The sequence below is a fragment of the Streptomyces sp. NPDC005262 genome (genome assembly GCF_042872425.1).
Lineage (GTDB): Bacteria > Actinomycetota > Actinomycetes > Streptomycetales > Streptomycetaceae > Streptomyces.
Map to the genome: position 1 here is coordinate 1 of NZ_JBIAKK010000012.1, position 21,758 is coordinate 21,758.

The following is a 21,758-nucleotide window of genomic DNA, read 5'->3' on the forward strand; positions in this document are numbered from 1 at the left end:
GTACTGCAGGGGGGACCCTGTGGGAGAGTAGGACGCCGCCGAACAATTATTCCGGGAAAGCCCCGCACCTCTGGTGCGGGGCTTTTCTGCGTTTACGAGCCATCCGTTTCCTGCGTCGGCGACCATACATAAGGGGTCGTGGTGGTCACCGCGTGGAAGCCGAGTCGGCGCAGGATCGGTGCGCTGTCGCTGGACGCGTCCACTTGCAGATAGCGGACTCCGCGAGCTGCTGCGATTCGGGCGCGGGCGGCGACCAGGGCGCGATAGATGCCGCGTCCACGCCACGCGGAGAGCGTCGAGCCGCCCCACAGGCCGGCGAATTCGGTGCCTGCACGGAAGACCAGCCAGGCCGCGGAGACGACTTCGCCGCCCGCCTCGGCGACCAGGACGACGAGGTCGTCCGGGGCGGCAGCGACGCGTCCCGCCAGGTCGTCACCGATCACGCTCAGGTCCTGGCCCCAGATGGTCGATTCCAGTGCCGCGATGCGGTGCATGTCCGCGCGCTCGGTGACCTGGCGGAGTACGACGCCGTCCGGGAGCACGGGCGGTGACGCCATGTCCTCGGCTCGGCCGACGAGGACGGTCTCCTCCGCCTCCGCTGTGAAGCCCGCGGCGCGCAGGCGGTCGGTGAGGTCGGACGGCAGGTCGTGGCCGCGTACCTTCCACTCGACCGCCTCTCCACGGGCGGCGAATCGGTCACGTTGACGGGCGATCAGCGCGTCGAGTTCGGCGCCGTGTACCCGTATGTCGCGCGGGGCGCTGATGAAGCCGCGGAACCGGCCGACGGTCCGGGTCAGTGGACCGTCCTGCTCGTAACCGACCCCCGCCGGAGGGTTGGCCGACACGCCCCGCATCTGCTCGTCATAGGCCGCGAGCAGGCCGGCCACCTCGTCCGTTGTCTTGCCATCCATGTCTGTCACGGGAGTAGACGGTACGAGCTGAGGTGAGGGGGCCGGGAAGGAATTCGATTGCCGGGGGGCATGGGGCGGGACAGGATCGATGCATGGACTATGTGATTCGGCCCGTACGCGCCGAGGAATGGGAGCTCGGCAAGGAGCTCCGGCTCGCCGCTCTGCAGGATCCGGTGGCACCTGTGGCATTTCTGGAGACGTACGAGCAGGCCGTGGCCCAGCCCGACGAGTTCTGGCAGGGCCGCACGGCCCGTGCGGCTGAGGACGGTGGCGACGACGTGCGTCAGTTCATCGCCGAGGCACCCGACGGGAGCTGGGCGGGGTCGATCACCGTGCTTGTCGAGCGTCCGGACGACGATCTGCGGTTCGGTGAACCGGCCACGGTCCACCAGGCTCATGTGGTCGGTGTGTTCGTGAGGCCGGAGGCGCGTGGCAGCGGGTTGGCCGAGCAGTTGTTCCGGGCCGGGGTCGAATGGGCGTGGTCACTGGGTGCGCCGCGGATCGAGCGGGTGCGGCTGTATGTGCACGAGAGCAATCCGCGGGCCGCTGCCTTCTACCGTCGGTTCGGTTTCGCACCGAGCGGGGAGACCCTCGCCGTACCGGGCGATCCGACGGCGCGGGAGCTGGAGTACGAGATCGTCCGCCCCGTCTGACGTCTTCAGTACCGGTCGGCACGCCGTCGCCCCGGACCGGGTTCGGCCGGTTCCGGGGGCTGCTGCCGGAAGTCCCGTTCCTGGCTGCTGCTCCAGCCACCGAGTCACGGCTGGAGCGGAGACGTCCAGCGTGCTCGGGCCTGTTCCTGTGAGCGGAGCAGGACCAGCGTCGGCAGGGCCTGGTCCTGGTTCGTCGAGAGCAGCTCCGGGAGCTGGGGAAGGGGCGCCACAGCCGCGACGTCGTCGAGGACGAGCGTCATTGGTGGGTCGAGCCGACCGTCGGTTGACCGTGCGGCCATGCGGCGGCCGTGCTCGACCACGTGTGAGGCGAGGGCGGTGAGCAGGGGCATCGCACCCGGTCCGGAGCGAGGATCCTCGATGGATTCACCTACCACATAAAGAGTGCCCCCTTCGCCGGCAAAAGATTCCAGCGCGAGCGAATCGGTTCGGTTCGGTGTGCAGGCCTCGCGGATGTGGACCGAGGAGAGTGCGGCGAACGCCCGTACCGTCAGTTCCTGTGCCATCTCCCGGCGTTCGGGATGGCCGGTGAGCGCGGACTCCAGCAGGCCGGCGAGTCCGGAGGCGGCCTTGGTGTGGGTGCGGAGGAGCCGTACCGGTTCATGGGCGTTGCCACCGAGAGCCCAGCGGTGCACCTGGCGGAACGGCCGACCGTCTATGGCGGCGGCGTGCAGCCAGCACTGGAGGAGGGTCTCCGCGGTCTCGGCCGTCATCGCGTCGATGCGAGCCTGAGGCCGGACCGGGGCGAGGAGGGCGATGGCGCGGGCGGCGGCCGTGTCCGGTGCTTCGCACCCGGCGGTGGGAGACCAGTGGAGCCGGGCCGGGGTGTCGCAGAGGTGACCCGGGTCGTAGACGAGGACCGGGCCGAGCTTGGCGCGGGCGTCCTTCGTCTCCGCCCAGACGGTGGGGTCGGACGTGACGACGAGGGCCGGGCCGTCGGCCTCCCGGATCGCCTGCACGACGGTGGGGCGACGGGTGGCGGCCGGGCCGTAGACGACGAGGGGTGTGCGCGGGGAGGGGACGACCGGTGCGAGGGGGAGGAGCTCTGTCCGCACGTCGGCCTCGGCGGGCGCTTCTGTTGTCGCTGTGGCCGTGGTCGCGAGGGCCGGCTCAGGGACAGGCGCGGGGGCAGGCACAGGAGCAGGAGCAGGCACAGGAGCAGGAGCAGGCGACGGTGTCGCAGCGACAGCTGCTTCCACAGCTTCCACCGCGGCGGGCTCTGCTTGCTGATGGTGCTCCGCGTAACGCTCGTCATGACGTTCCTGGCGGCTCTCTTCCCGACGACGTGCCCGCACCACTCGCCAGCGGGTCACCACGCCCATCACGAACACTGTCAGCACCATCAGCACCATGAGCTCGCCGATGAACAGGCCCCAGAACAGCCCGTATCCGGAGAGCTCGCCCGCCGGTGTGCCGGGCCAGGCGGCGGTCATGTCGTGCGGGGACGCCGCCAGCCGGCGCATGGCCAGTGGGGTCTCGGTGAAGGTGACGCCCTTCGGCCAGGCGCCGTGCGTGAACAGTCCGGACAGGCCGGTGGCCGTCCAGACGAGGATCGTCAGCCCGAGCAGGAAGCCCAGCAGGCCGACCAGCAGACCGTCCGGGACACCGCCGGTGCTCGATCCGGCCTGCTGTTCTGTGCGTCCCGCCATGTCATGCCACCGTTGACTCGGACGACTCGTTCAGTCGTTGCTGGTGCTCGATGCGTGCCGCGCGCTGCTCCGCCTCCAGCTCCGCGGCTCGTACGTCCTCCGGCAGGAGATCTGCGGCCGAGGACTCGGTCATGGCGCGGTCGGTGTAGACGAGGGGGCGTTCCGCCTCGGTGATCAGGTGTTTGACGACCTGTACATTGCCGTTGACGTCCCATACCGCGATGCCGGGGGTGAGGGTGGGAATGATCTCGACCGCCCAGCGGGGCAGGCCGAGTACGCGACCGGTCGCTCTGGCCTCGTCGGCTTTCTGCGCGTAGATCGTCCGGGTCGAGGCCATCTTCAGGATCGCCGCCGCCTCGCGTGCCGCGGCCCCGTCGACCACGTCGCTGAGGTGGTGGACCACGGCGACGAACGACAGGCCCAGTCGTCGGCCGAACTTCAGCAGGCGCTGGAAGAGCTGGGCGACGAAGGGAGAGTTGATGATGTGCCAGGCCTCCTCGACCAGGAAGATGCGTTTCTTCCGGTCGGGCCTGATCCAGGTGTGTTCCAGCCATACGCCGACGATCGCCATCAGGATCGGCATGGCGATCGAGTTCCGGTCGATGTGCGACAGGTCGAAGACGATCAGTGGAGCGTCCAGGTCGATGCCGGCCGAGGTCGGGCCGTCGAACATGCCACGCAGGTCACCGTCGACCAGCCGGTCCAGGACAAGGGCGACGTCGAGGCCCCAGGCCCGTACGTCGTCTATGTCGACGTTCATCGCCTCGGCGGACTCGGGCTCCGGGTGGCGCAGTTGCTCGACGATGTCGGTGAGCACCGGCTGCCGGTCGGTGATCGTCTGGTTGACGTAGGCGTGCGCGACCTTCAGCGCGAAGCCGGAGCGCTCGTCGAGGCCGTGGCCCATCGCGACTTCGATGATCGTGCGGAGCAGGGCGAGCTGGCCGGTCGTGGTGATCGAGGGGTCGAGCGGGTTGAGCCGGATGCCGCCGTTCATGGCCGAGGTCGGGTCGAGCCGGATGGGGGTGAGGCCGAGCTCCTGGGCGATGAGGTTCCACTCACCGACGCCGTCCTCCCCCTGCGCGTCGAGGACGACGACCTGGCGGTCGCGGAACCTGAGCTGGCGGAGCACGTACGTCTTCTCCAGCGCGGACTTGCCGTTTCCGGACTCCCCGAGCACCAGCCAGTGCGGGGCGGGGAGCTGCTGTCCGTACAGCTGGAAGGGGTCGTAGATGTAGCCCTTGCCGGAGTACACCTCGCGGCCGATGATCACGCCTGAGTCGCCGAGGCCGGGGGCCGCGGTGGGCAGGTAGACGGCCTGGGCCTGCCCGGTCGAGGTTCGTACGGGCAGCCTGGTCGTCTCCACCTTCCCGAAGAGGAAGGAGGTGAAGGCATCCGACAACGCGGACAGAGGATCTCGCATGGCGTGACTGCCCTCTCGGTTAGCGACGGATGCCGGTGGCGAACGGCAGCGTGTTCACAAAGGCGCGGTGATGCTCGCGGTCGCACCACTCCAGCTTCAGGTACGACTTGCCGGCCGAGGCCCGGATCGTCCGCTTGTCGCGGGCGAGGGCTTCGGGTGATCGCGACGACACGGTGATGTACCCCACGAGGTTCACCCCGGCCGCGCCGCTCGCGAGATCTTCACCCCGCTGGTCCAGCCTGCCGTGCGCGGCGATGTCGCGCGGGTCGACGGTCCGGTTCATCTTGGCCTGGCGGCTCGCCTCGGCCTCGTCGTTCGTCTTCTCCGTGAGCATCCGCTCGATGGCGACCTCGGTGGGTTCGAGGTCCATGCAGACCGCGACGGTACGGATGACGTCCGGCGTGTGGACGAGGAGAGGGGCCAGGAAGTTGACGCCGACGGGCGTCATCGGCCACTCCTTCACCCATGCCGTGGCGTGGCACCAGGGCGCGCGGGTCGTCGACTCGCGGGTCTTGGCCTGCAGGAACGTCGGCTCGACCGCGTCCAGCTCGGCGGGCCAGGCGTTGCGCTTCGTCATCGCCTGGATGTGGTCGATGGGGTGGTCCGGGTCGTACATCGAGTGCACGAGCGAGGCGAGCCGGCTCTGGCCGAGCGGCTGGCGTACCCGGATGTCCGCCTCGGCGAGGCGGGCGCAGATGTCGGTCAGTTCGCGCGCCATGACGACGGCGAGGCCCGCGTCCCGGTCGAGCTTGCGGCCGGCCTGGGGGCGGGCGGCGCGGGCCATGGCGTTCGCCTCGGCGGCCAGTTCGCGGTTGAAGTGCATGCAGGCGACGAGGTAGGCACGGTGCTGTTCGCTGGAGGTGGAGACCATCGACTGCAGCTGGTCGTACGACTCCTGCAGCCAGCCCGGGGCCGCCTTGTCGCCGCGCTGGGCGACGTCCTTGGCATGTGCGTCTGGGTCGGCGGGGAGGGTGCGGGCCAGCATCTGGATGCGGGTCACGAAACCGTCGCCGTTGGCCACATGCTTCAGCAGCGTGCCGAAGCGGTCGACCAGCGCTTCCTGGTCCTCGCTGTCCCGCAGGCCGACGCCTGGTCCCTCGATCTCGATCGCCGCGGTGACGGTGCGACGGTCGGCGTGCAGCAGTACGGCGATCTCGTCCGGGCCGAAGGGCGCGGCCAGCCAGTTGATCCGGCCGATGCCGGGGGGCGGCCCGATCTCGATCTCGCGGCCGTCGGTCCGTACGCCGGCTTCCATCGCGGCGGAACGGTACGTGGTGCCGCGGCGCAGGGACCGCTTGAAGCTGCGGTTGATCTCGAACCATTTGTAGAAGGTGCGGTGCTTGTACGGCACGTACACCATGGCCAGCGCCATCAGCGGGAAGCCGGTGAGGAGCACGATCCGCAGGGACAGGACGGGGACGATCAGCCCGCTCATCATGCCGAGGAACGCGCCGGCGATGATCAGCGCGATCTCGCCGGTCTCGCGGTTCTTGCCGACGATCGCGTTCGGCCGGGCCCGGCCGATGAGATACGTGCGGCGAGGCGTGACCGGATGGGACTGGGTCGTCAACGCCCTCCACCTCCTGTGCGGTTGTTACCTGAGTTGCCTGTACCGCCGCCACGGGTGGCGCGGCTGCTGTGCGGGGTGCCCGAGGTGGGACCCGATCCGCTGCGGGGCGGAGGTGCGGCGGAGGGGACGGATCCGCCGCCGACCCCGCCCCCGCCGCTGTTACGGGAGCTGTGTGCGGCCACCCCGCCGCTGACCGGGTTGGCGGGCCTGCCACCGCTGTTGCCGCCGCCCTGCCCCCCGTTGTCCCCGCCGCTGCGGCTGCTGTGGGTCTTGATGCCCTGTGAGACGAGAGCGGCGGGGGAGCTGATCAGGGCGGCGGCCTGGGCGCCGTCGGTGGCCTGCTTACGGTTGGTACGGGCGCCCTGGATCTCGTCGCCGAAGCCGGGGACGAAGCGATAGATCATCGCCGAGGCGAAGATTGCGAGCAGGATGATGGCGAGGCCGGAGACGACGGCGGAGAACGCGTTCGGCCCGCCGTCGGAGGAGAGCGCGCCGGCCAGTCCGAGCACGATGACGATGACGGGCTTCACCATGATCACCGCGATCATGATGCCTGCCCAGCGACGGACGTGGCCCCACATGTTCTTGTCGACGAGACCCGAATAGACGACGACGCCGAGGAGCGCACCGACGTACAGCAGGGCCGCCCGGATCACGAGCTCCAGCCAGAGCACACCCGCGGCGAGGATCGACACGAGCGAGACGACGATCAGCATGATCGGCCCGCCGCCGATGTCGGAGCCCTTGCTCAGCGCCTCGGCGAACGCCCCGAAGAAGACATCGGTCTGCCCGCCGGAGGAGGACGCGATGACGTCGGTGACCCCGTCGGTCGCCGAGACGACCGTGTAGAGGATGAGCGGCGTGAACGCGGACGCGAGCACGGTCAGCCAGAGGAAACCGACCGCCTCGGAGATCGCGGTGGCCACCGGAACGCCGCGGATGGCGCGCTTGGCGACGGCGAGCAGCCAGAGGACGAGGGTGAGCACGGTGGAGGCGGCGAAGATGACCGCGTACTGCTGCAGGAACTTGGGGTTCGTGAAGTCGACGTTCGCGGTGCCCTTTACTGCCTCGCTGAGCTTGCCGACGATCCAGGCCGCGGCGTCGGCGCAGCCGCGAGCGAGGGAGGACAGGGGGTCGAGGGCGTTGGTGGCGTCGTCGGGGGAGACGGTTTTGGGGCTGCCGGCGTCGCCGTTTTCGCAGTAGTCCCTGGCAGGGCCGACGATGAGGCTGCAGTTGTCCTTGGAAGGTGAGCCCGACGGTGTGGGCGACGGTGAAGGTGCAGCGGCCACGCGGGTCGCCAGGATCACCATCGTGGCCTGGATGCTGGCCAGGACCGCACCGATTTTGACTAGGTGGTGTGGACTAGCGGGCATAGGTGAACCCTCCGTACTCCTCGACAGCCTTGGCGATCTCGTCGGCGTTGGAGGCCGTACGGTCGGTGTTGACTGGTGCCGGGCCCTCCTTCTGGGAGAAGCTGTCGACCTTCCAGTCGTTGGCTTCCCACTGGAGCTTCAGCGTCATGGTGAACCAGTCGTTGCTGACCGGGTTGGTCGAGCTGACACCGGCTGTACCGAAGACCCCGGTGCACCACACCTCCACAGTGGTGGAGTTGGCCGAGGAGTGGGTCACTTTGGTTCCGACAGGAGCGGTCCGCGACACGTAGGTCATGCCCGCGGCGGCATTGCCGTCCTCGTCGAGGCCGACCTTGTCGAGGAAGTTCTTGTTGTACGCCTCATCGAACTTGGCTTCGAGCTCGTCGACTCTGCTTGCGACGAAGACCTGCCGCACGATCGCGGCGCGCTGGACGGGCTTGAGGATGTCGGCGGACACGAGCGCCACCGAGTAGTTCGCCGCTGCGCTCTGCGCCCCCTGCTCATCGTGCGCGAACCCCGACGCGATCGTGCCGTTCTTCCCCGTCACCGGCTTCGTGCCCGTCACCGGCTTCGTGCCCGTCGCCGCGGTGGGTGCTGCCCCCGCTTTGCCGCCGCCGCTCCCGTCCGAGGAGCCGTTGTCGTCGCCGCCGCCGCCCAGGTTCGCGAACGCGATAGCCGCGACGAGTAGAACGACCACGCCGACCACCATGGTCAGGGACCGCGAGTTGCGGGCCGGGCGGCGGCTGCCGCCGTAGCCGTCGCCGCTTGTGCCGTCGGCGAATCGGGTACGGGTCTGGCGCGTCCCGCCGAGGGTGCTGTATCCATCGTCTGTACGGCCCGAGCGCGAATCGCCGCCGTAGCCGTCGTCGCCGAGACTCATGCCGCGTAGGCCCCCTCAACCATGTGCGATTCCGCGTGGTACGACGGTAGCCGGGCTGGTTCCTGCGTGGGCGCGGTGTGGTGACTCGACATCAGGGAGACGCAACCTCTGTCGGTGGGCACGACGGACGGGTGGTGGGGGAGCGGGACCGGGGCGGCGGGGACGGCGCGTCCGGCCAGGCTGGCGGGCGGTTAGATGGCCATGCCGTAGACGATGGTGAACAGGGTCCCCAGCGATCCGATGATGAACACACCGGTCAAACCGGCAACGATCAGACCCTTGCCCTGTTCTGCGCTGAACGTGTCGCGCAACGCCGTCGCGCCGATGCGCTGCTTGGCCGCTCCCCAGATGGCGATGCCGAAGCAGAGCAGGATGGCAACGGCCATGACGACCTCGATCATCACCTTGGCTTCGTCGCCCAGGGCTCCGAACGGCCCCCACTTGGGTGCGATGCCGTTGATGATGGTGCTGATACCGCCCTTATCAGTGTCAGCTGCCAGGACCATGTAAGTCACCGCCCCTGTTGGGTAGTTCACTGCCCTTGCCACATGGCACGGGTCACTCTCTATCTTCGCTGATGAAACCGTCCTGGTACGACGACTTGGCGGCTCTCTTTCATGGGATCTCGCACGTTTGACCGGTCCGACCGCCCTGACCTGCGGATCGAATCGGTGCGTGGCCACATATATATGGTTACTCTGTGTATCACGGAGCGTGACCGCGGGCAACGATCGGCATCTCGCCACCCTGGCCGACGTCCGCTCCCCTCCCGCTACTGCACGCATCAGGGCAGGCGGGTTGAGGGGCGGTCAGAGAATGGGGCGGCGGGGTCCCGGCGGGCGGGGCGGTGTCGTCCAGGTCCTCGGCGGCCGGAAGTCGCACCAGGATCCGTCGAAGGGAAAGGATCCGGCCTCGGCGAGCCGTGCGACTCTCGTTCCCTCGGCGCGGATGGCTGCCGCTTCATCGGCCGACCAGTAGACCGGGTGGCCGGTCTTCTCGGCGAAGGACTCCTCGTCCTTCCACTGCCAGGACCGGTCCGGTGCCACATTGATGTCGAGCTCGTGGTCGGTGATGTCGATGTCGTCGCCGTGGTGGACGCGGCGCTCCAGATTCACGTACCAACCACGGAACTTCCCCCTGCGGCCGAAGAGCCAGAGCACGGAATGCGCGGCGCCGGTGGGCTGATAGAACAGGGCGCTGCCCATCGGCCAGCGGCCGGGTACCACCGGGTATCCGGCGGCGGGTCGGTCGTCCGGGGCGATGTCGCGAAGATGCGCACCTCCCGGGAGCTCCGTGCGCCACATGGGCGCGCCTGTCTCCATCCACACCAGTTGGCCCTCGTCCGTGCGCTCGACGAGGCGTACGGGTACCGAGGCGCTCAAGTGGCCGCCGATGAAGAAGTTCCAGTGCAGAATCCGGCCCGGTACGTCTTCCGTGATGTTGATCGAGTGCGCGAGACGGCTCATGGATCAGTCCTTGCTGCCGAGGCCTGACGGTGGTGATGTGCTCTGTTGTGCCCGGACAGCAGCGAGTTCAATGCGCGGACGGCTTCGTTGCGTAGTGAATATGCGCTGGTCGGACGTACGGAGAGCAGTCCCGAAACCGTTCCGGGGAAGCAGCCGGTGAGTGGCGCATCGCCGTCAGGAGAAGGAACGTCCGGTTCCGCCGGTACCCGGTGATCCGGATCCGGGCGCGCTGCCACCCGGACTGTCGGTCCGCGCGCCGGCTCATGCGGACCGACAGCCCGGCGCCCATAGGTCAGGACGGCGTGGCCGGGCTCTGGTTGTCGAGTTCGGCGAAGTGGTCGAACTCGCCGGCCATGACGCCCTTGGCGAAGGCCTCCCATTTCGTCCGGGTGGTCGTGACGATGTTGGTCGGGTCGCTGGTCTCTCGAAGGTGGACGAGCCCGTCGGGGTCGAAGGCGAGCTCGATCCAGGGGCCGGAGCCCTCTTCGCCTTCGGGAGCGGCGCGGACCCAGGTGAGTTCGACGGGGACCGCCCGGTCAGCCATGGTGGGCGGTGTCCTTGACGGTCCGGATGAGGGCGGCCCAGGCGGTGGGGGTGGTGTGGAGTATCGCGCCCTTGGGGTCGCCGCTCTCCATGACGTTGATCGTGCCGTCGTGGGCGGCGACGTGTATGCAGGCCTCGCCTTGCGCGCAATAGGACGACCTCTGCCAGGTGGATGTGGCCATCTCTGTTCCTTTCACAGGTCCTGGGCGATGTTGTGGACAAGTTCCCGCGACTGCTCGGGGCTCAGCGCAGCCGCGTCGAGCCGATCGAGCAGGAGGCGGTACTGCGACAGCTGGGCCTCGGAGTCGATGAACACCGGACCGTGGGACTGGTCGAGCTGGGCGGTATCGAGCGCGGGCACCGGTCCGCGTACGTAGTACAGCGACTGACCCGAGCCCGGGTAGTACGTGGCTTCGAACGGGATCACGCGCATGGTCACGTGGGTCTGTTCGCTCGCCTTCAGCAAGTGCTGAAGCTGGGCGCGGGCCACACCTGGGCCCCCGAACCGCATGCGGAGCGCAGCTTCATGAATGATCGCGTGATAAGGGGCGGCGTCCTGCCCGTACAACACCGCCTGGCGTTTGATGCGGTACGAGACGCGGTGCTCGATCTCAGGCGGTGACATCTCGGGCACGGCCTGCCGGTAGATCTCCCGGGCGTGATCGACAGTCTGCAACAGCCCAGGGATGTGGATGCTGTGCGCCGCGTGGAGGCTGGTGCCGTGGTGCTCGATCTCGGCGAGGTCGAGGAGTTTGGGCGGCAGGATGTCCCGGTACTCCTCCCACCAGCCACGCCTGCGGTCACCAGTCATGGCGACCAGAGCTTCGATCAGCGCTGGATCCGTGCACGAGTAGGTGTGGGCCATGACGCGTACGCGGTCGGCGCTCACCCCGAATCGCGCCACCTCGATGTTGCTCAACTGCCCGGAACCGGTGCCGAGGAGATCTGCTGCCTGCGTGGTGGTCATCCCGGCCCGCTCGCGCAGTTTGCGCAGCTCGGTGCCGAGCCGGGTGCGGCGCGCGGTAGGGGCGGTCCTGCCTGCCATCTCGAACTCTCCTCAGGAAGCTACCGAGTTGGTCTGTCACTCACACGAGTGGATCCCTTCAAGGATTCCGGTCAACGGGTGCAAAGAATCCTTGCGGAACCCTAATCTCTGATCCAGGCCACCCGCCCGGAAGTACCCCGCTCGACGGAGCGGCCTCGTCACCGGGCAACCAGAAACGCACGATCCAACTTCCCTCCGCGATCGGAGACTTCCATGGTTCCGGCCACCGTAACGCCGCCCTGGTCGTACACCCTCCAACTCCCACAGGATCCCCGTGCTCCCGGCGTGGCCCGCACCACCCTCCGTACCGTCCTGCGCGTGCACGGCATGAGTGAGCTCACCGAAACCGCCGAACTTCTGGTGAGCGAGCTGGTCACCAACGCGTACCTGCACTCCGAGGGGCCGTACTCCCTACGTCTGCGCGATGCCGGGCGGCATCGGATCAGGCTGAGCGTCTGGGACACCGACCCGCACATCCCGGCACCGTTCGAATGGAGTGCGGAGGCCCCGGCGGAACTCGCCGAACGTGGGCGCGGGCTCTACCTCGTGACCCTCTGGGCGGACAGCTGGGGTGCGTACCCGATGAGCGGCGGTCTGCCGGGTCAGGGCGGGAAGCTGCTCTGGGTGGAGTGTGCGTTGAAGCCGGACGCTGACCCGCTTCACGATTCCCGGTAGGGCTGTGTCGGTCGGAGGCCTGGGCGGCGCAGGGAGGGAGGAGCGGCGACCATGCGGAGCGTCAAAGGTCGGGGATCCCCGTGGCCAATCGTTACGCGGGACTAATGGTGTGGGCGATTCTCTATGTGACAAAAGTGATTTGAAGGTCCTTGACGGTCTACTGAGGCCGCAGGATGCTGAGCCGCCCCCCACGGCAACCCTCCTCTTTCACCGTTGGACTGCCCATGCGCCCGCTTGTTTCCGCCAGCACGCTCACGGCCACCGTGGCCGCCGCCCTGCTGCTCGCCCCTTCCGCTCACGCCACCGCCCCCGGCGACAACGGCACCGTGAAGATCCACGATGCCACGACCGGTGAGGAGCTCCTCAAGAACGAGCCCCACGTGTGCACCTTCTATCTCGATGCCTTCAAGTTCGACGGCAGCCAGCAGGTCGACTGGCACATCGAGGCCTGGGCCCCGACCGCCGACGTCAAGGGCGAGACCGTGAAGTCCGGATCCTTGACGCTCGACGGCGACGGGCACGGCCGTACGCAGGACCTTTCCCTGCCCGACGGCCACTACAAGCTGTTCTGGAACTTCGACGGCGAGCACGGCCGCGCCAAGCACAAGGTCTTCTGGACCGACTGCGAGGACGACGTCCAGCCGGGCGGCGGACCATCAGTGTCCGCCACCCCGTCCGGTCCGGCGCAAGCGACCGCGAGTCCCACGTCGTCTGCCCCCACGGGCACCGCCTCGACGTCCCCGGCTGCGGGTTCCTCCCCGTCGTCGTCACCGTCCGCGCAGGGTGGCGGCGACCTCGCGGAGACCGGTAACGGTGCGCCCGTCGGTTTGCTGTCCGCGGCGTCTGCCGCGCTCGTCGCGGCCGGTGGCTATCTGGTGTTCCGCCGCCGCAGGGCACAGCAGCAGTGACGCGTCGGTGCCCCCGGCTACGAGTGCGGGGGCACCGCAGTGCGTGGCCGGACCGGCGAGGCGAAGTCTGACGGCCGCGCGTAGATCAGGTCCTGGTGCTCGTCCGGCCCGCTTCCGACGATCAGGGCCGGAGGTGGATCCGCCCAGCAGGACGGCCGTGCCGGCCGATTCGTGCGTGCAGACCGCCGTGCCAGGCAGGTGTGCATGCCCCGTCGATGCTCGCGGGCGTGGGCAGCGTCTGAACCATGTCACCGGGGTGCGTACCCGATGTGCTGGGGGCTGGGCACGGCGGAAAGCCGCTGTAGGGAGTGCGAGTAGAAGCCGGACGAGTACCCGCTGCACGGCGCTAGGCCATAGGTGCGTATGTGGCGACGGCCCTCGCCTGCGCGACGGTGATCCGCTGGATGACCAGGATGACGAACACCGCGGCGGTCAGGTACAGAGCCTGGTTCACCACCGAGAGAACGACGGAGTCGGCGTAGCTCTCGGAGGTGGCCGTCAAGGCTCCCGCCATGTGCGCGATCCACGCCGCCCACCAGGCGTTGATGAGCGTGACGGTGGTGCCCGGAGCGGGGTCGTGGCCGACGGCCCGGTGGATGTCGAGTGCTGTACGACGAGGCCGCCACCACATCAGTACCGGCGTGAACCAGGCGCCCACCGCCCAGCCCGGTGTGTGGGCGAACGGGCCGACCGACAGTGCCTGGGCGTTGTACCGGCACCGGCGGAACCAGAGCAGGAAGGTGACGATCGTGGCGAGCCCCACGAGGAAGGATGCCGACACGTAGCGGGAGTAGAAGAGCCCGTGGTCGGTCGCATCGAAGAGCTTCGGCCGCGTGGGGTCGAGCAGGGCGTACAGCCCTATGAGGATCTGAGCAGCCCGCCCGAGCGACTGAGGGCTGCGGGGGGCGGCATCGGAAGGTGTCATGGCCGGTGAATGTAGACCATCGGGGTCGGCCGGATTTCGGTGGTACGGGTACGGGTGCGGTGGCCGTGCCCGCGGTTCGGGCAGGGCGCCGATATCAGGGTTCGTGGGGCGCGCCGCCGGCTCTTCGGGTTTCCCGCGGCAGCGGGCCATGGGCCGCTGCGCGCGTACTGCCCCCGGTCCTCAAGCTGCGCAAGGCGCCTGAGGACCGGGGGTCGGGGTGGTGTGTTCGCAGCTTCCGGGTCGGGTCGCCGGGCGTCCACACCATGCTGTTGTGCGGCTCAGTTTTCCGCCTCGGGTTCCGAGGTCCAGGTGCCCAGGGAGATCTCGGCGGTGATGCCTGGTCCGAAACCGGCCATGATGCCGCGCTGGCCGTGGAGGGTTGATGCCTCGTCGAACATGCGGGCCAGGGCGTCGAGTACCACCGCGCTGGCTATGTTGCCGTACTCGGTGAGTGTCGCCCGGCTGAAGCGGAACGCCTCGGGCGGCACGTCGAGGAACAGGCTCAGGTCGTCCAGGATGCGCGGGCCGCCCGCGTGGATGATGTAGAAGTCCAGCTTGCTGGCGTTCCACTGGTGCTGCTCCGCGACGGCCTTGAGAGCCGGGGCTAGTGGCTCCATGGTCCCGGGCACGCGTTTGTCGAGCTGGAAATGGAAGCCCGTGGACCGGACGGCGTAGGAGATCCAGTCCTCGGTGTCCGGAATGATGTAGGAGCCGTTGCGTTCCAGGCGGATCCCGGTGCCGCCGTGACCCCGTACCACCGCCGCGGCGATTCCGTCGCCGAACAGGCCGTTGGACAGCAGGGATCCGACACCCAGGTCGGTGGGTTGATAGCACAGCGAGCAGAACTCGCAGGCGACGATGAGGACATTGGCGTCGGGGTAGGCCGTGCAGAAGTCATGGGCCCGGTTGACGGCCGCACCGCCTGCGGCGCAGCCGAGTTGAGCGATCGGCATCTGTCGTGTCTCCGGCCGGAAGCCCATCTTGCCGATGAGCCAGGCAGTCGGCGGAGGCATCATGAAGCCCGTGCAGGAGACGTAGATGATCAAGTCGATCTGTGACGGCTCGAGTTCCGCCTGGTCGAGTGCCTGGCGGACGACAGTCGGCACCCGGTCCTTGGTCTGTGCCTCGTAGACGATGCTGCGGGCGTCGAACCCCGGGTGCTCCAGCACCTTTTCGATCGGCTGGATCAGGTGCCGTTTCTGTACACCGGTGTTCTCGATCAGACGGAGGACGAGATTGAGCTGCGGATGGTCGCCGTGCAACCGTTGTGCCAGTTCGAGTGTTTCGTCCTTGGTGATGACGTACTCGGGAACTGCAATTGCCGGCTTGCAGAGTACCGCCATGGATCTCCTCCTAGCGGACGGTGGTCCACACGGCCGAGCCCTGAACAGTCCGGGACATCCGCCTGCGGACGGCCGCCACTGCGGCGCGGTACGCGCGGGATTGCGCGAAGCGGGTCGTTGGTCGTTGCGGTGCCGCGATTCGATGTCCCTGGAGTGGGCGCGGACGGGCCGACCGACGAAAGACCAAGTTCTCTGGACAGAGGGTTTTTCGCCACACCTTGGCTGGCCCTCGCATCACGCTACGGCAGGCAGATGGGCGTCGCATTTCGGGCAGAACGCGCTGTCGGGACAGCCCTGATCGTTCCGGGGTCCGCCGCCCTCTGGGGGTGACACCGGGCCGGTCACGGCCCCTTCCGGGGTCGATGACAGCCCTTTCCCCGGTCGCGGCGAGCGGGGCCCGGGGGCGGTGTCTTCCGGCCGCCCCCGACCCGTTTTGCCCACCGTCGGCGACGGGTCCCGGGAGGGCCGGGGCGCACCGCAGCGTGCGAGGCGTGGCACCACACCGGCGGGCCCCGCCGGTGTCCGCGTGCCGTTGCGGTGGTGCTTCACCTGATCGGCGCCGCCCTCGTTGCCGGACGGCAGGGGTCGGTGCCTTGCTGGAGTACCGACGTCACCAGGTGACGGGAAGTGCGAGCGGATAGCGCCAGATCGACGTCTTGTTCCAACGCACTTCTTCCGCCGGCTTCGCCAGCCTGAGGTCCGGGAAACGTTCCAGGAGGGTTCCGAGTGCGACTTGGAGTTCCGTGGCGGCGAGCGGGGCGCCGAGACAGTGATGGCCACCCCAGCCGAAGGTCATGTGGGACGGACCGTTGCGTTCCAGGTCCAGCTCGTCGGGCCGGTCGAACTTCCGGCCGTCGCGGTTGGCCGTCAGGTAGGAGACGTGCACGATGTCTCCCGCCCGGATCTTCACCCCGCTCAGCTCCGCGTCCTCCAGAGCGACGCGGGGGATGCCGACACCCTTGCGGAAGGGGATGAACCGCAACAGCTCCTCGATGGCCTGCGGGAGCATCTCGGGACGCTCGCGCAGCATGGCGAGCTCCTTGGGCCGGGTGAGCAGGGTGTAGGCGATGTTCCCGATCTGGTACGTGGTGGTGTCCTGGCCCGTGATGAGCAGGACCATGGCCATGACGGTCAGTTCCTGGTCGTTGAGGAGCTCGTCCCCGTCGCGGGCCGTGGCCAGCGCACTGATCAGGTCGTCGCCCGGGTTCTCGCGCCGGTCCGCCGTCAACGTCTTGAAGTAGGCACGGAGGTCGGCCTTGGCCTGTACCGCGTCGTCCCGGTTCTCGATGGTGGTGTCCATCATCGTCCGTGCGTGAGCACGCAGTTGCGAGCGGTCGTCCTCGGGAATGTCGAGGACCTCGCAGATGGTGGTCAGGGGCAGCGGGGCGGCCAGGTGCTCGAAGAGGTCGGCGGGCGAGCCGTGCTCCTCCATCCGGTCCAGCAGCTCGTCCACGACATGCTGGGTGCGGACCTGCATGCGCTCCATGTGGCGCGGTGCGAAACCCTTGGAGATCAGGCTGCGCAGGCGGCTGCTGGCCGGTGGGTCCATCACGTTGATCGCCTCGTCCTGAACGATGGGCTCAGGAGTCATGCGCGGGAAGTTCTTGCCGATGATGGCGCTGCGGCTGAATCGCCGGTCGGTGGTCACCGTGCGCACGTCGTCGTAGCCGGTGACGAGCCATGCCTCTCCGTCGCCGTGGGGCAGCCGGATGCGGGCAACGGGTTCTTCGGACTGCAGCTGCCTGAGCAGCGGGTCGAATTCGAGGGCCTCGGCATAGTCGAACGGGCAGTTCCGCGGGGTGGTGACTGGTTCCATACGGAGCTCCAGATATGGGTTCTGAGGGGTGATGCAGCACCTATCGGGATGAACTAGGGCATAGGCATGTCTTGGGTACCCCGCCGACCGCCGGGGCACGCACCACTGTGGGGCGATTGGTCCACATGAAGGGGTCGCGGCCCGCCCCGATGACGTCCTGCGGGGCCGGTGGGGGCGGGGCAGCCGACAGCGAGGAACCGTCACCGGCAGTGCGGGGATGCCGTGGGGGTGGCGATCCGACGTCTGCTCGTCATACGCCGCTGGTCGGCACCACGTTGGTGGCATCCACTGCGGGGCGCAGCCCGTTGGCGAGCTCGACGGCGTCGCCCACGGCCCAGAAGTGGGTGAAGAACAGGCGGGGGCTCTCCGTCAAGTGGTGGTTGTGCAGCTCGACGAGCTGGATCCCGCCCCCCCGCAAGGCTCCCAGTACGTCCTGGACCTCCTCGGCGAGCATGACGCAGTCGCCGCTGAGCGCTGCCCTGCCGTCTCCCAGCGGCTGGAAAATGAACGCGCTGGTCGCGCCCAGACCGGAGGGCAGTACCAGATGGCCGTCGCAGATCGTCTCGCAGCGGGCGAAGACGGCCTTGTAGACCACGCCGTCGCTGGAACCCTTGGCGCCCAGCGCAGCTTCGATCCCGGCAATGTCCAGCTTGACGGTGCTCGGCGGGCCGGACGGTCCAGCCGGCTGAATGCCGGTGCGGTCGAATCCCGCGCGCAGGCCGTGCGCCAGCGCCAGCTCGTCATGGCCGTGTCCGTGGACGTGGACCCACCAGATGTCGGGGCTGTGGGCGGGCAGATGCTTGTGGAGCGCGGTCTGCGAGATTCCGTTCGCCTGCCAGGCGTCGATCACCTGCTGCAGTTCACTTTCGGTGACTGCCACATCGCCCATGCACATCGTGCTGCCGTCGGCGTAGCGGACGAAGGCCACGTGTGCACCCAGTGCGAGCGCCGGTGTGATGACGATGTCGCCCTCGACGACGACGCGAAGATCGTCGCGGGGGAAGGGGGTGTGGTACGTCGTCCCTCGCAGCAGGTTGCCGCTGCGCCCCAGCACTTTCGCTACGGCTGCCCAGTCCGCCTCGGTGGTGATCACCGGCTTGACCCGCATGTGAGGCCGGGACCCGGTCGCCGGGTCGGGCATCGAGCGAGCGGCAGCCGTCCCTGCCCCGACCAGCACCGGTGCCAGTGCGGCAGCGGCCAGCAGGCGCCGCCGCGTCGGGGCGGCCTGTTTGTCTCCAGTCATCATCTGATCTCCTCCATGGCGAGATGGAACCATGTGAAATGTGTTTTATTGGCGATGACTGGGCCTATATCGGCCAGACGTGTCTTTTCGATCCATCATCGAGCAGTGCCTTGAGCGGCGCCTTGCGCGGTGCATCGAACTTGATCGCTTGTCGCGAGGGCCGACCGGCTCGATAGAGGTCCGCGTCCGGATCGTTGACCAGGGGTTCGACGGCCCACCATTCGGGTGAATCCCGCTGAGGGCGAGGCAGGCGTAGGGCCTTGGAATTCAGGGCCGTAAGCCTGTCCCGAGTGCTGCTGCGGTCGGCGTGTCGGGCGCGCGGGATTTGGCACAGTGCCGCTCCACGATCAAGGAGCGGGGTGAGCGGCGTGGCCGTGGTGGGCGGGCAGAGGCAGAGGCTGCATGATCTGGGCGGAGCAGCGGGAGGTGGTGGTGGCGGGGACGAGCTGAAGCACAGCGATGGACCCTGGATGCGGGCTGCCGGGGGAGCGGAGGCGCTGCACACGCAGCTGGGTCCGGTGAAGTCCGAGCTGCAGACCGCGCACGAGGGCGTAGTGGCGGGGACCGCCGGGCTGGAGGCGCTGACCGAACTGGGCGCCGTACGGGAGTCGTGGCAGCGGCGGATCGAAGCCGCGCGCGGCGAGTGCCGGAGCCTCGCCAGGAATCTGCGGGACGTCGCACGCGCCCAGGCCGAGACGAACGAGGCCGTGAGGCAGTCCTTCGCACCGGTGGCGGCGCGCGGCGGTGGGCAGTGACTTCGACGCTCACTTGGTCGCAGTTGCGCGACCTGAAGTGCGCCGAGCTGGAGGGCGCCGCCGACGGGTGGGGCCGGGCGAGCAACCGGGCCGACGCGGGCCGGGACAGCATCGACAAGCAGCTGATGAACGGCTTGCGCGGTACGCAGCAGGGCGAGGCGGCCGATGCGGCGGTGGCGCGGCTGCGGCAGCTGAGCCGGAACTTCCAGTACGTGTACACGGAGTGCGGCCTGCTCCGTACCGCGCTCAACAGCCTCGCTCACGAGATACGGACCCAACAACGGAAGCTGCAAGAGGCGTTGGGCGATGCGGACGCCCTGAAGTTCACGGTGCACGCGGACGGGTCGGTGACGTACCCGGAGGCCGGCGAAGGCCTGATCGACGGAAAGCCGCTGCCGGGCGGGACGGCGAGCGGACGCGGGCTACCGGGACTGCTGCCGCCGTCGGGGCTCGTCGCGCCCAACCCGCTTGCGGCGAAAGCGCAGGAGATCGCGGACCGGGTGGAGAAGGCCGTACGGACGGCCACGGAGATCGACTGGCGGTACACGCGGATCCTGCGGAAGTTGAAGGCCGAGGAGGGCCTGAAGGTCCCCGACGCCACCTGGACGGACGCGGCGACGGACGCGGCAGCCGTACGGGGGGCGGCACGCGGGTACTTGAAAGACGCCATCCCGCACGATGCGAGCCCGGCCGAACGGAAGGCGTGGTGGGCCGGTCTGACGCAGGAACAGCGGGAGGAGTACCTCGCGGTGTACCCGGACCGGATCGGCAACCTGGACGGGATCCCGGCGGTCGTGCGGGATGCGGCCAACCGGGACAACCTTCAGCTGCTGATCGGGAAGCTGGAGGGGCGGGACGACGAGCGGGCGGAGACGCAGTTGGCGGGGCTGCGGGAGATTGACCGGCAACTGCACGATGCCCGGAAGCCGCCGATGTACTTGCTGGGGATCGGGGATGAGGGGAATGGGCGGGCGATCGTCTCGTACGGGAATCCGGATACTTCGAGGAATGTGTCGGCGTATGTGCCGGGACTGAATACGTCTCTGGATGAGGAGTTCGCGAAGGGGGACCTTAAGCGGGCTCGTGACACGGCGATCGGCACCATTGAGCATGATGCTTCCAGTGCGGCGATCGTATGGCTTGGATATGACGCACCGCAGTCATCGGACGGATTGAGAAGTCTAGCGGTAATGGGTGAAGACAGGGCGGAAAGGGGCGGTCTGGCATTCAACGGTTTCATGGATGGGCTCGTGGCTACGAATGACAACGAAAACCCGCACCTGACGGCCATTGGTCACTCCTATGGCTCGCGCACCGTCGGGGCTGCCACTCAGCAAGGTGACGGGATTCCCGGGGTGGATGACATCGTCCTCGTCGGCAGTCCCGGTGTTGGTGTGGACAACGCTGAGGATCTCGGGGTCGGGAAAGAGCACGTCTTCGTCGGTGCGGCCGAGAACGACGTGGTGACCAAGCTTCCTTCTAAACGGGAAGCTGTTGTCGGTGCGGTGGGGTTGATCGCTGGGGGGCCATCCGGTGCCTATTTCGCTGGAGATCTCGCCGACCAGGGAGATGATGATCTCTGGTTTGGCAAGGACCCGGCTAGTCGGGAATTTGGCGCGAGGAGATTTCCGGTGGGCGACGGTCCGCGACTGGTCAGCGACAATGGTATTTCAATCGATGCGCACTCTCAGTACTTTGATCCAGAAAGGGATGCGGTATCGGCCAAAAGTATCGCTTTGGTTGCTGCAGGACGCTCTCACAAAATCAAGATGGAGGAGTACCGATGAGTCGCCGTTCCCTGGCCACCGTGACGGCGTTACTGCTTTGTGCGTCGCTCTCTGGATGTGTGAGCGACGGGAAGAGGACAGATATGAACATGCAAGAAGCGGCTGACCGCGCCGATGCCATTCTTGATGCTGTATTGAATGAAATCCAACCGGAGGTTCAGTGGACGCATGGCCCGACCACTACGGGCAGCTGTGATGTGACTCGAAGGCGCACCGTAATGACCATTGTATCCGCGGAGCGCCGAGGCAGCTTCTTGGGAGTTGTAGATCGCTTTTGGCGTAAGGGCGGCTATCGAATCAAGGCGATCAATAATGATGTTGACGTTCCAGCGATCTTTGCGCAGACGAAAGACGGCTTCGGCGTCACCCTTAGCATCGGCGGCAAAGGTCAAGCCTTCTTCGAAGTTGACAGCCCCTGTGTAAAGGAGTCAGAGGTAGCCGAGTCCACCACCCCGCCCAACGGGCCCGCCTACGAGAATGTTTATCCCCTGCCCCGTCCCAACGTCCGCTCCGACTTCTGGTCGGCCGGCGCGTCCTGACGTTGCGGAATTTGAGACTCATCTTGGGTCCTGGGGCCCATGCCCCGCCGGGTGCCTGTGTGGTCGCATACGTGCAGTGGCGGACCGGCCGCTGATCACCGCACCCACTCACAAGGTAGGGGACTTGCCGTGTCTGGATTACAAGGGTTAGCGGTTCCGAGTGGTGCAGGTGCGGATGCTGATGCTGTGATTGCCCGTCCGGGCAGGCGGCCGCCGCCGAGAGTTCTGCAAGCGGTGCT

21 protein-coding genes are annotated in these 21,758 nt (G+C 67.8%); 6 read left to right on the forward strand and 15 right to left on the reverse strand.

Features of this window, described 5'->3' with window-relative positions:
* Nucleotides 1-92: 92 nt before the first annotated feature.
* Nucleotides 93-911: a GNAT family N-acetyltransferase gene (locus ACFYP5_RS26100; protein ID WP_389040891.1), complete on the reverse strand. Its 819-nt coding sequence runs from the start codon at nt 909-911 to the stop codon at nt 93-95.
* Nucleotides 912-1,003: 92 nt separating this feature from the next.
* On the opposite strand from ACFYP5_RS26100, the gene ACFYP5_RS26105 reads away from it, so the two are divergent.
* Nucleotides 1,004-1,564: a GNAT family N-acetyltransferase gene (locus ACFYP5_RS26105; protein ID WP_389040438.1), complete on the forward strand. Its 561-nt coding sequence runs from the start codon at nt 1,004-1,006 to the stop codon at nt 1,562-1,564.
* 104 nt (nt 1,565-1,668) lie between these two features.
* On the opposite strand, the gene ACFYP5_RS26110 is transcribed toward ACFYP5_RS26105, so the two are convergent.
* The 10 genes from ACFYP5_RS26110 to ACFYP5_RS26155 all read right to left on the reverse strand — a co-directional run bounded on the left by ACFYP5_RS26110 (nt 1,669) and on the right by ACFYP5_RS26155 (nt 11,528).
* Nucleotides 1,669-3,231, reverse strand: coding sequence for a type VI secretion protein (locus ACFYP5_RS26110; RefSeq protein WP_389040441.1), 1,563 nt, complete (start codon nt 3,229-3,231; stop codon nt 1,669-1,671).
* Nucleotide 3,232: 1 nt separating this feature from the next.
* Nucleotides 3,233-4,651, reverse strand: coding sequence for an ATP-binding protein (locus tag ACFYP5_RS26115; RefSeq protein WP_389040443.1), 1,419 nt, complete (start codon nt 4,649-4,651; stop codon nt 3,233-3,235).
* 19 nt (nt 4,652-4,670) lie between these two features.
* Entirely contained in the window at nt 4,671-6,221 is a 1,551-nt protein-coding gene (locus ACFYP5_RS26120) for an SCO6880 family protein (protein WP_389040446.1), read from the reverse strand.
* Complete coding sequence (locus ACFYP5_RS26125) at nt 6,218-7,531, reverse strand: hypothetical protein (protein WP_389040893.1); 1,314 nt, start codon at nt 7,529-7,531, stop codon at nt 6,218-6,220. The genes ACFYP5_RS26120 and ACFYP5_RS26125 overlap by 4 nt, the downstream gene beginning before the upstream one ends.
* Nucleotides 7,532-7,583: 52 nt before the next feature.
* Nucleotides 7,584-8,474: a hypothetical protein gene (locus ACFYP5_RS26130; RefSeq protein ID WP_389040449.1), complete on the reverse strand. Its 891-nt coding sequence runs from the start codon at nt 8,472-8,474 to the stop codon at nt 7,584-7,586.
* Nucleotides 8,475-8,665: 191 nt separating this feature from the next.
* Nucleotides 8,666-8,980, reverse strand: a complete 315-nt coding sequence (locus tag ACFYP5_RS26135; protein ID WP_030924923.1) for a hypothetical protein — start codon at nt 8,978-8,980, stop codon at nt 8,666-8,668.
* 303 nt (nt 8,981-9,283) lie between these two features.
* Nucleotides 9,284-9,940 (reverse strand): DUF402 domain-containing protein, encoded by a 657-nt coding sequence (locus ACFYP5_RS26140; RefSeq protein WP_389040452.1) that lies wholly within the window; start codon nt 9,938-9,940, stop codon nt 9,284-9,286.
* 292 nt (nt 9,941-10,232) lie between these two features.
* A complete protein-coding gene (locus ACFYP5_RS26145; RefSeq protein WP_389040455.1) occupies nt 10,233-10,484 on the reverse strand; it encodes a DUF397 domain-containing protein in 252 nt (83 codons plus the stop codon).
* A complete protein-coding gene (locus ACFYP5_RS26150; RefSeq protein ID WP_389040458.1) occupies nt 10,477-10,665 on the reverse strand; it encodes a DUF397 domain-containing protein in 189 nt (62 codons plus the stop codon). The genes ACFYP5_RS26145 and ACFYP5_RS26150 overlap by 8 nt, the downstream gene beginning before the upstream one ends.
* 11 nt (nt 10,666-10,676) lie before the next feature.
* Nucleotides 10,677-11,528 (reverse strand): Scr1 family TA system antitoxin-like transcriptional regulator, encoded by an 852-nt coding sequence (locus ACFYP5_RS26155; protein WP_389040460.1) that lies wholly within the window; start codon nt 11,526-11,528, stop codon nt 10,677-10,679.
* Nucleotides 11,529-11,741: 213 nt separating this feature from the next.
* Here ACFYP5_RS26155 and ACFYP5_RS26160 point away from each other — a divergent pair, with 213 nt between their 5' ends.
* Complete coding sequence (locus tag ACFYP5_RS26160) at nt 11,742-12,203, forward strand: ATP-binding protein (protein WP_389040463.1); 462 nt, start codon at nt 11,742-11,744, stop codon at nt 12,201-12,203.
* 224 nt (nt 12,204-12,427) lie between these two features.
* A complete protein-coding gene (locus tag ACFYP5_RS26165; protein ID WP_389040466.1) occupies nt 12,428-13,111 on the forward strand; it encodes an LPXTG cell wall anchor domain-containing protein in 684 nt (227 codons plus the stop codon).
* Nucleotides 13,112-13,457: 346 nt separating this feature from the next.
* Here ACFYP5_RS26165 and ACFYP5_RS26170 read toward each other — a convergent pair whose 3' ends face one another.
* The 4 genes from ACFYP5_RS26170 to ACFYP5_RS26185 form a co-directional block, all read right to left on the reverse strand.
* Nucleotides 13,458-14,036, reverse strand: a complete 579-nt coding sequence (locus tag ACFYP5_RS26170; protein ID WP_389040469.1) for a DUF4328 domain-containing protein — start codon at nt 14,034-14,036, stop codon at nt 13,458-13,460.
* Between the two features lie 278 nt (nt 14,037-14,314).
* Complete coding sequence (locus ACFYP5_RS26175) at nt 14,315-15,379, reverse strand: type III polyketide synthase (protein ID WP_389040472.1); 1,065 nt, start codon at nt 15,377-15,379, stop codon at nt 14,315-14,317.
* Between the two features lie 610 nt (nt 15,380-15,989).
* Nucleotides 15,990-17,195 (reverse strand): cytochrome P450, encoded by a 1,206-nt coding sequence (locus tag ACFYP5_RS26180; protein WP_389040475.1) that lies wholly within the window; start codon nt 17,193-17,195, stop codon nt 15,990-15,992.
* Nucleotides 17,196-17,445: 250 nt separating this feature from the next.
* Nucleotides 17,446-18,441: a DUF1259 domain-containing protein gene (locus ACFYP5_RS26185; protein ID WP_389040478.1), complete on the reverse strand. Its 996-nt coding sequence runs from the start codon at nt 18,439-18,441 to the stop codon at nt 17,446-17,448.
* A 356-nt stretch (nt 18,442-18,797) separates the two neighbouring features.
* On the opposite strand from ACFYP5_RS26185, the gene ACFYP5_RS26190 reads away from it, so the two are divergent.
* The 3 genes from ACFYP5_RS26190 to ACFYP5_RS26200 are packed head-to-tail and all read left to right on the forward strand — an operon-like array spanning nt 18,798 to nt 21,519.
* The gene (locus ACFYP5_RS26190) at nt 18,798-19,193 is read left to right on the forward strand and encodes a hypothetical protein (RefSeq protein WP_389040481.1); all 396 of its coding nucleotides are present in this window, start codon (nt 18,798-18,800) and stop codon (nt 19,191-19,193) included.
* Nucleotides 19,190-20,980, forward strand: coding sequence for an alpha/beta hydrolase (locus ACFYP5_RS26195; protein WP_389040484.1), 1,791 nt, complete (start codon nt 19,190-19,192; stop codon nt 20,978-20,980). The genes ACFYP5_RS26190 and ACFYP5_RS26195 overlap by 4 nt, the downstream gene beginning before the upstream one ends.
* The gene (locus ACFYP5_RS26200; protein ID WP_389040487.1) at nt 20,977-21,519 is read left to right on the forward strand and encodes a hypothetical protein; all 543 of its coding nucleotides are present in this window, start codon (nt 20,977-20,979) and stop codon (nt 21,517-21,519) included. Before ACFYP5_RS26195 ends, ACFYP5_RS26200 begins: the two co-directional genes overlap by 4 nt.
* Nucleotides 21,520-21,758: the final 239 nt, after the last annotated feature.

Excerpts from the sequence above, each read along its gene's own strand:
- ACFYP5_RS26100 (WP_389040891.1), bottom strand. The coding sequence starts at position 911 with ATGGATGGCAAGACAACGGACGAGGTGGCCGGCCTGCTCGCGGCCTAT.
- ACFYP5_RS26105 (WP_389040438.1), top strand. The coding sequence starts at position 1,004 with ATGGACTATGTGATTCGGCCCGTACGCGCCGAGGAATGGGAGCTCGGC.
- ACFYP5_RS26110 (WP_389040441.1), bottom strand. The coding sequence starts at position 3,231 with ATGGCGGGACGCACAGAACAGCAGGCCGGATCGAGCACCGGCGGTGTC.
- ACFYP5_RS26115 (WP_389040443.1), bottom strand. The coding sequence starts at position 4,651 with ATGCGAGATCCTCTGTCCGCGTTGTCGGATGCCTTCACCTCCTTCCTC.
- ACFYP5_RS26125 (WP_389040893.1), bottom strand. The coding sequence starts at position 7,531 with ATGGTGATCCTGGCGACCCGCGTGGCCGCTGCACCTTCACCGTCGCCC.
- ACFYP5_RS26130 (WP_389040449.1), bottom strand. The coding sequence starts at position 8,474 with ATGAGTCTCGGCGACGACGGCTACGGCGGCGATTCGCGCTCGGGCCGT.
- ACFYP5_RS26135 (WP_030924923.1), bottom strand. The coding sequence starts at position 8,980 with ATGGTCCTGGCAGCTGACACTGATAAGGGCGGTATCAGCACCATCATC.
- ACFYP5_RS26140 (WP_389040452.1), bottom strand. The coding sequence starts at position 9,940 with ATGAGCCGTCTCGCGCACTCGATCAACATCACGGAAGACGTACCGGGC.
- ACFYP5_RS26145 (WP_389040455.1), bottom strand. The coding sequence starts at position 10,484 with ATGGCTGACCGGGCGGTCCCCGTCGAACTCACCTGGGTCCGCGCCGCT.
- ACFYP5_RS26150 (WP_389040458.1), bottom strand. The coding sequence starts at position 10,665 with ATGGCCACATCCACCTGGCAGAGGTCGTCCTATTGCGCGCAAGGCGAG.
- ACFYP5_RS26155 (WP_389040460.1), bottom strand. The coding sequence starts at position 11,528 with ATGGCAGGCAGGACCGCCCCTACCGCGCGCCGCACCCGGCTCGGCACC.
- ACFYP5_RS26160 (WP_389040463.1), top strand. The coding sequence starts at position 11,742 with ATGGTTCCGGCCACCGTAACGCCGCCCTGGTCGTACACCCTCCAACTC.
- ACFYP5_RS26165 (WP_389040466.1), top strand. The coding sequence starts at position 12,428 with ATGCGCCCGCTTGTTTCCGCCAGCACGCTCACGGCCACCGTGGCCGCC.
- ACFYP5_RS26170 (WP_389040469.1), bottom strand. The coding sequence starts at position 14,036 with ATGACACCTTCCGATGCCGCCCCCCGCAGCCCTCAGTCGCTCGGGCGG.
- ACFYP5_RS26175 (WP_389040472.1), bottom strand. The coding sequence starts at position 15,379 with ATGGCGGTACTCTGCAAGCCGGCAATTGCAGTTCCCGAGTACGTCATC.
- ACFYP5_RS26180 (WP_389040475.1), bottom strand. The coding sequence starts at position 17,195 with ATGGAACCAGTCACCACCCCGCGGAACTGCCCGTTCGACTATGCCGAG.
- ACFYP5_RS26185 (WP_389040478.1), bottom strand. The coding sequence starts at position 18,441 with ATGATGACTGGAGACAAACAGGCCGCCCCGACGCGGCGGCGCCTGCTG.
- ACFYP5_RS26200 (WP_389040487.1), top strand. The coding sequence starts at position 20,977 with ATGAGTCGCCGTTCCCTGGCCACCGTGACGGCGTTACTGCTTTGTGCG.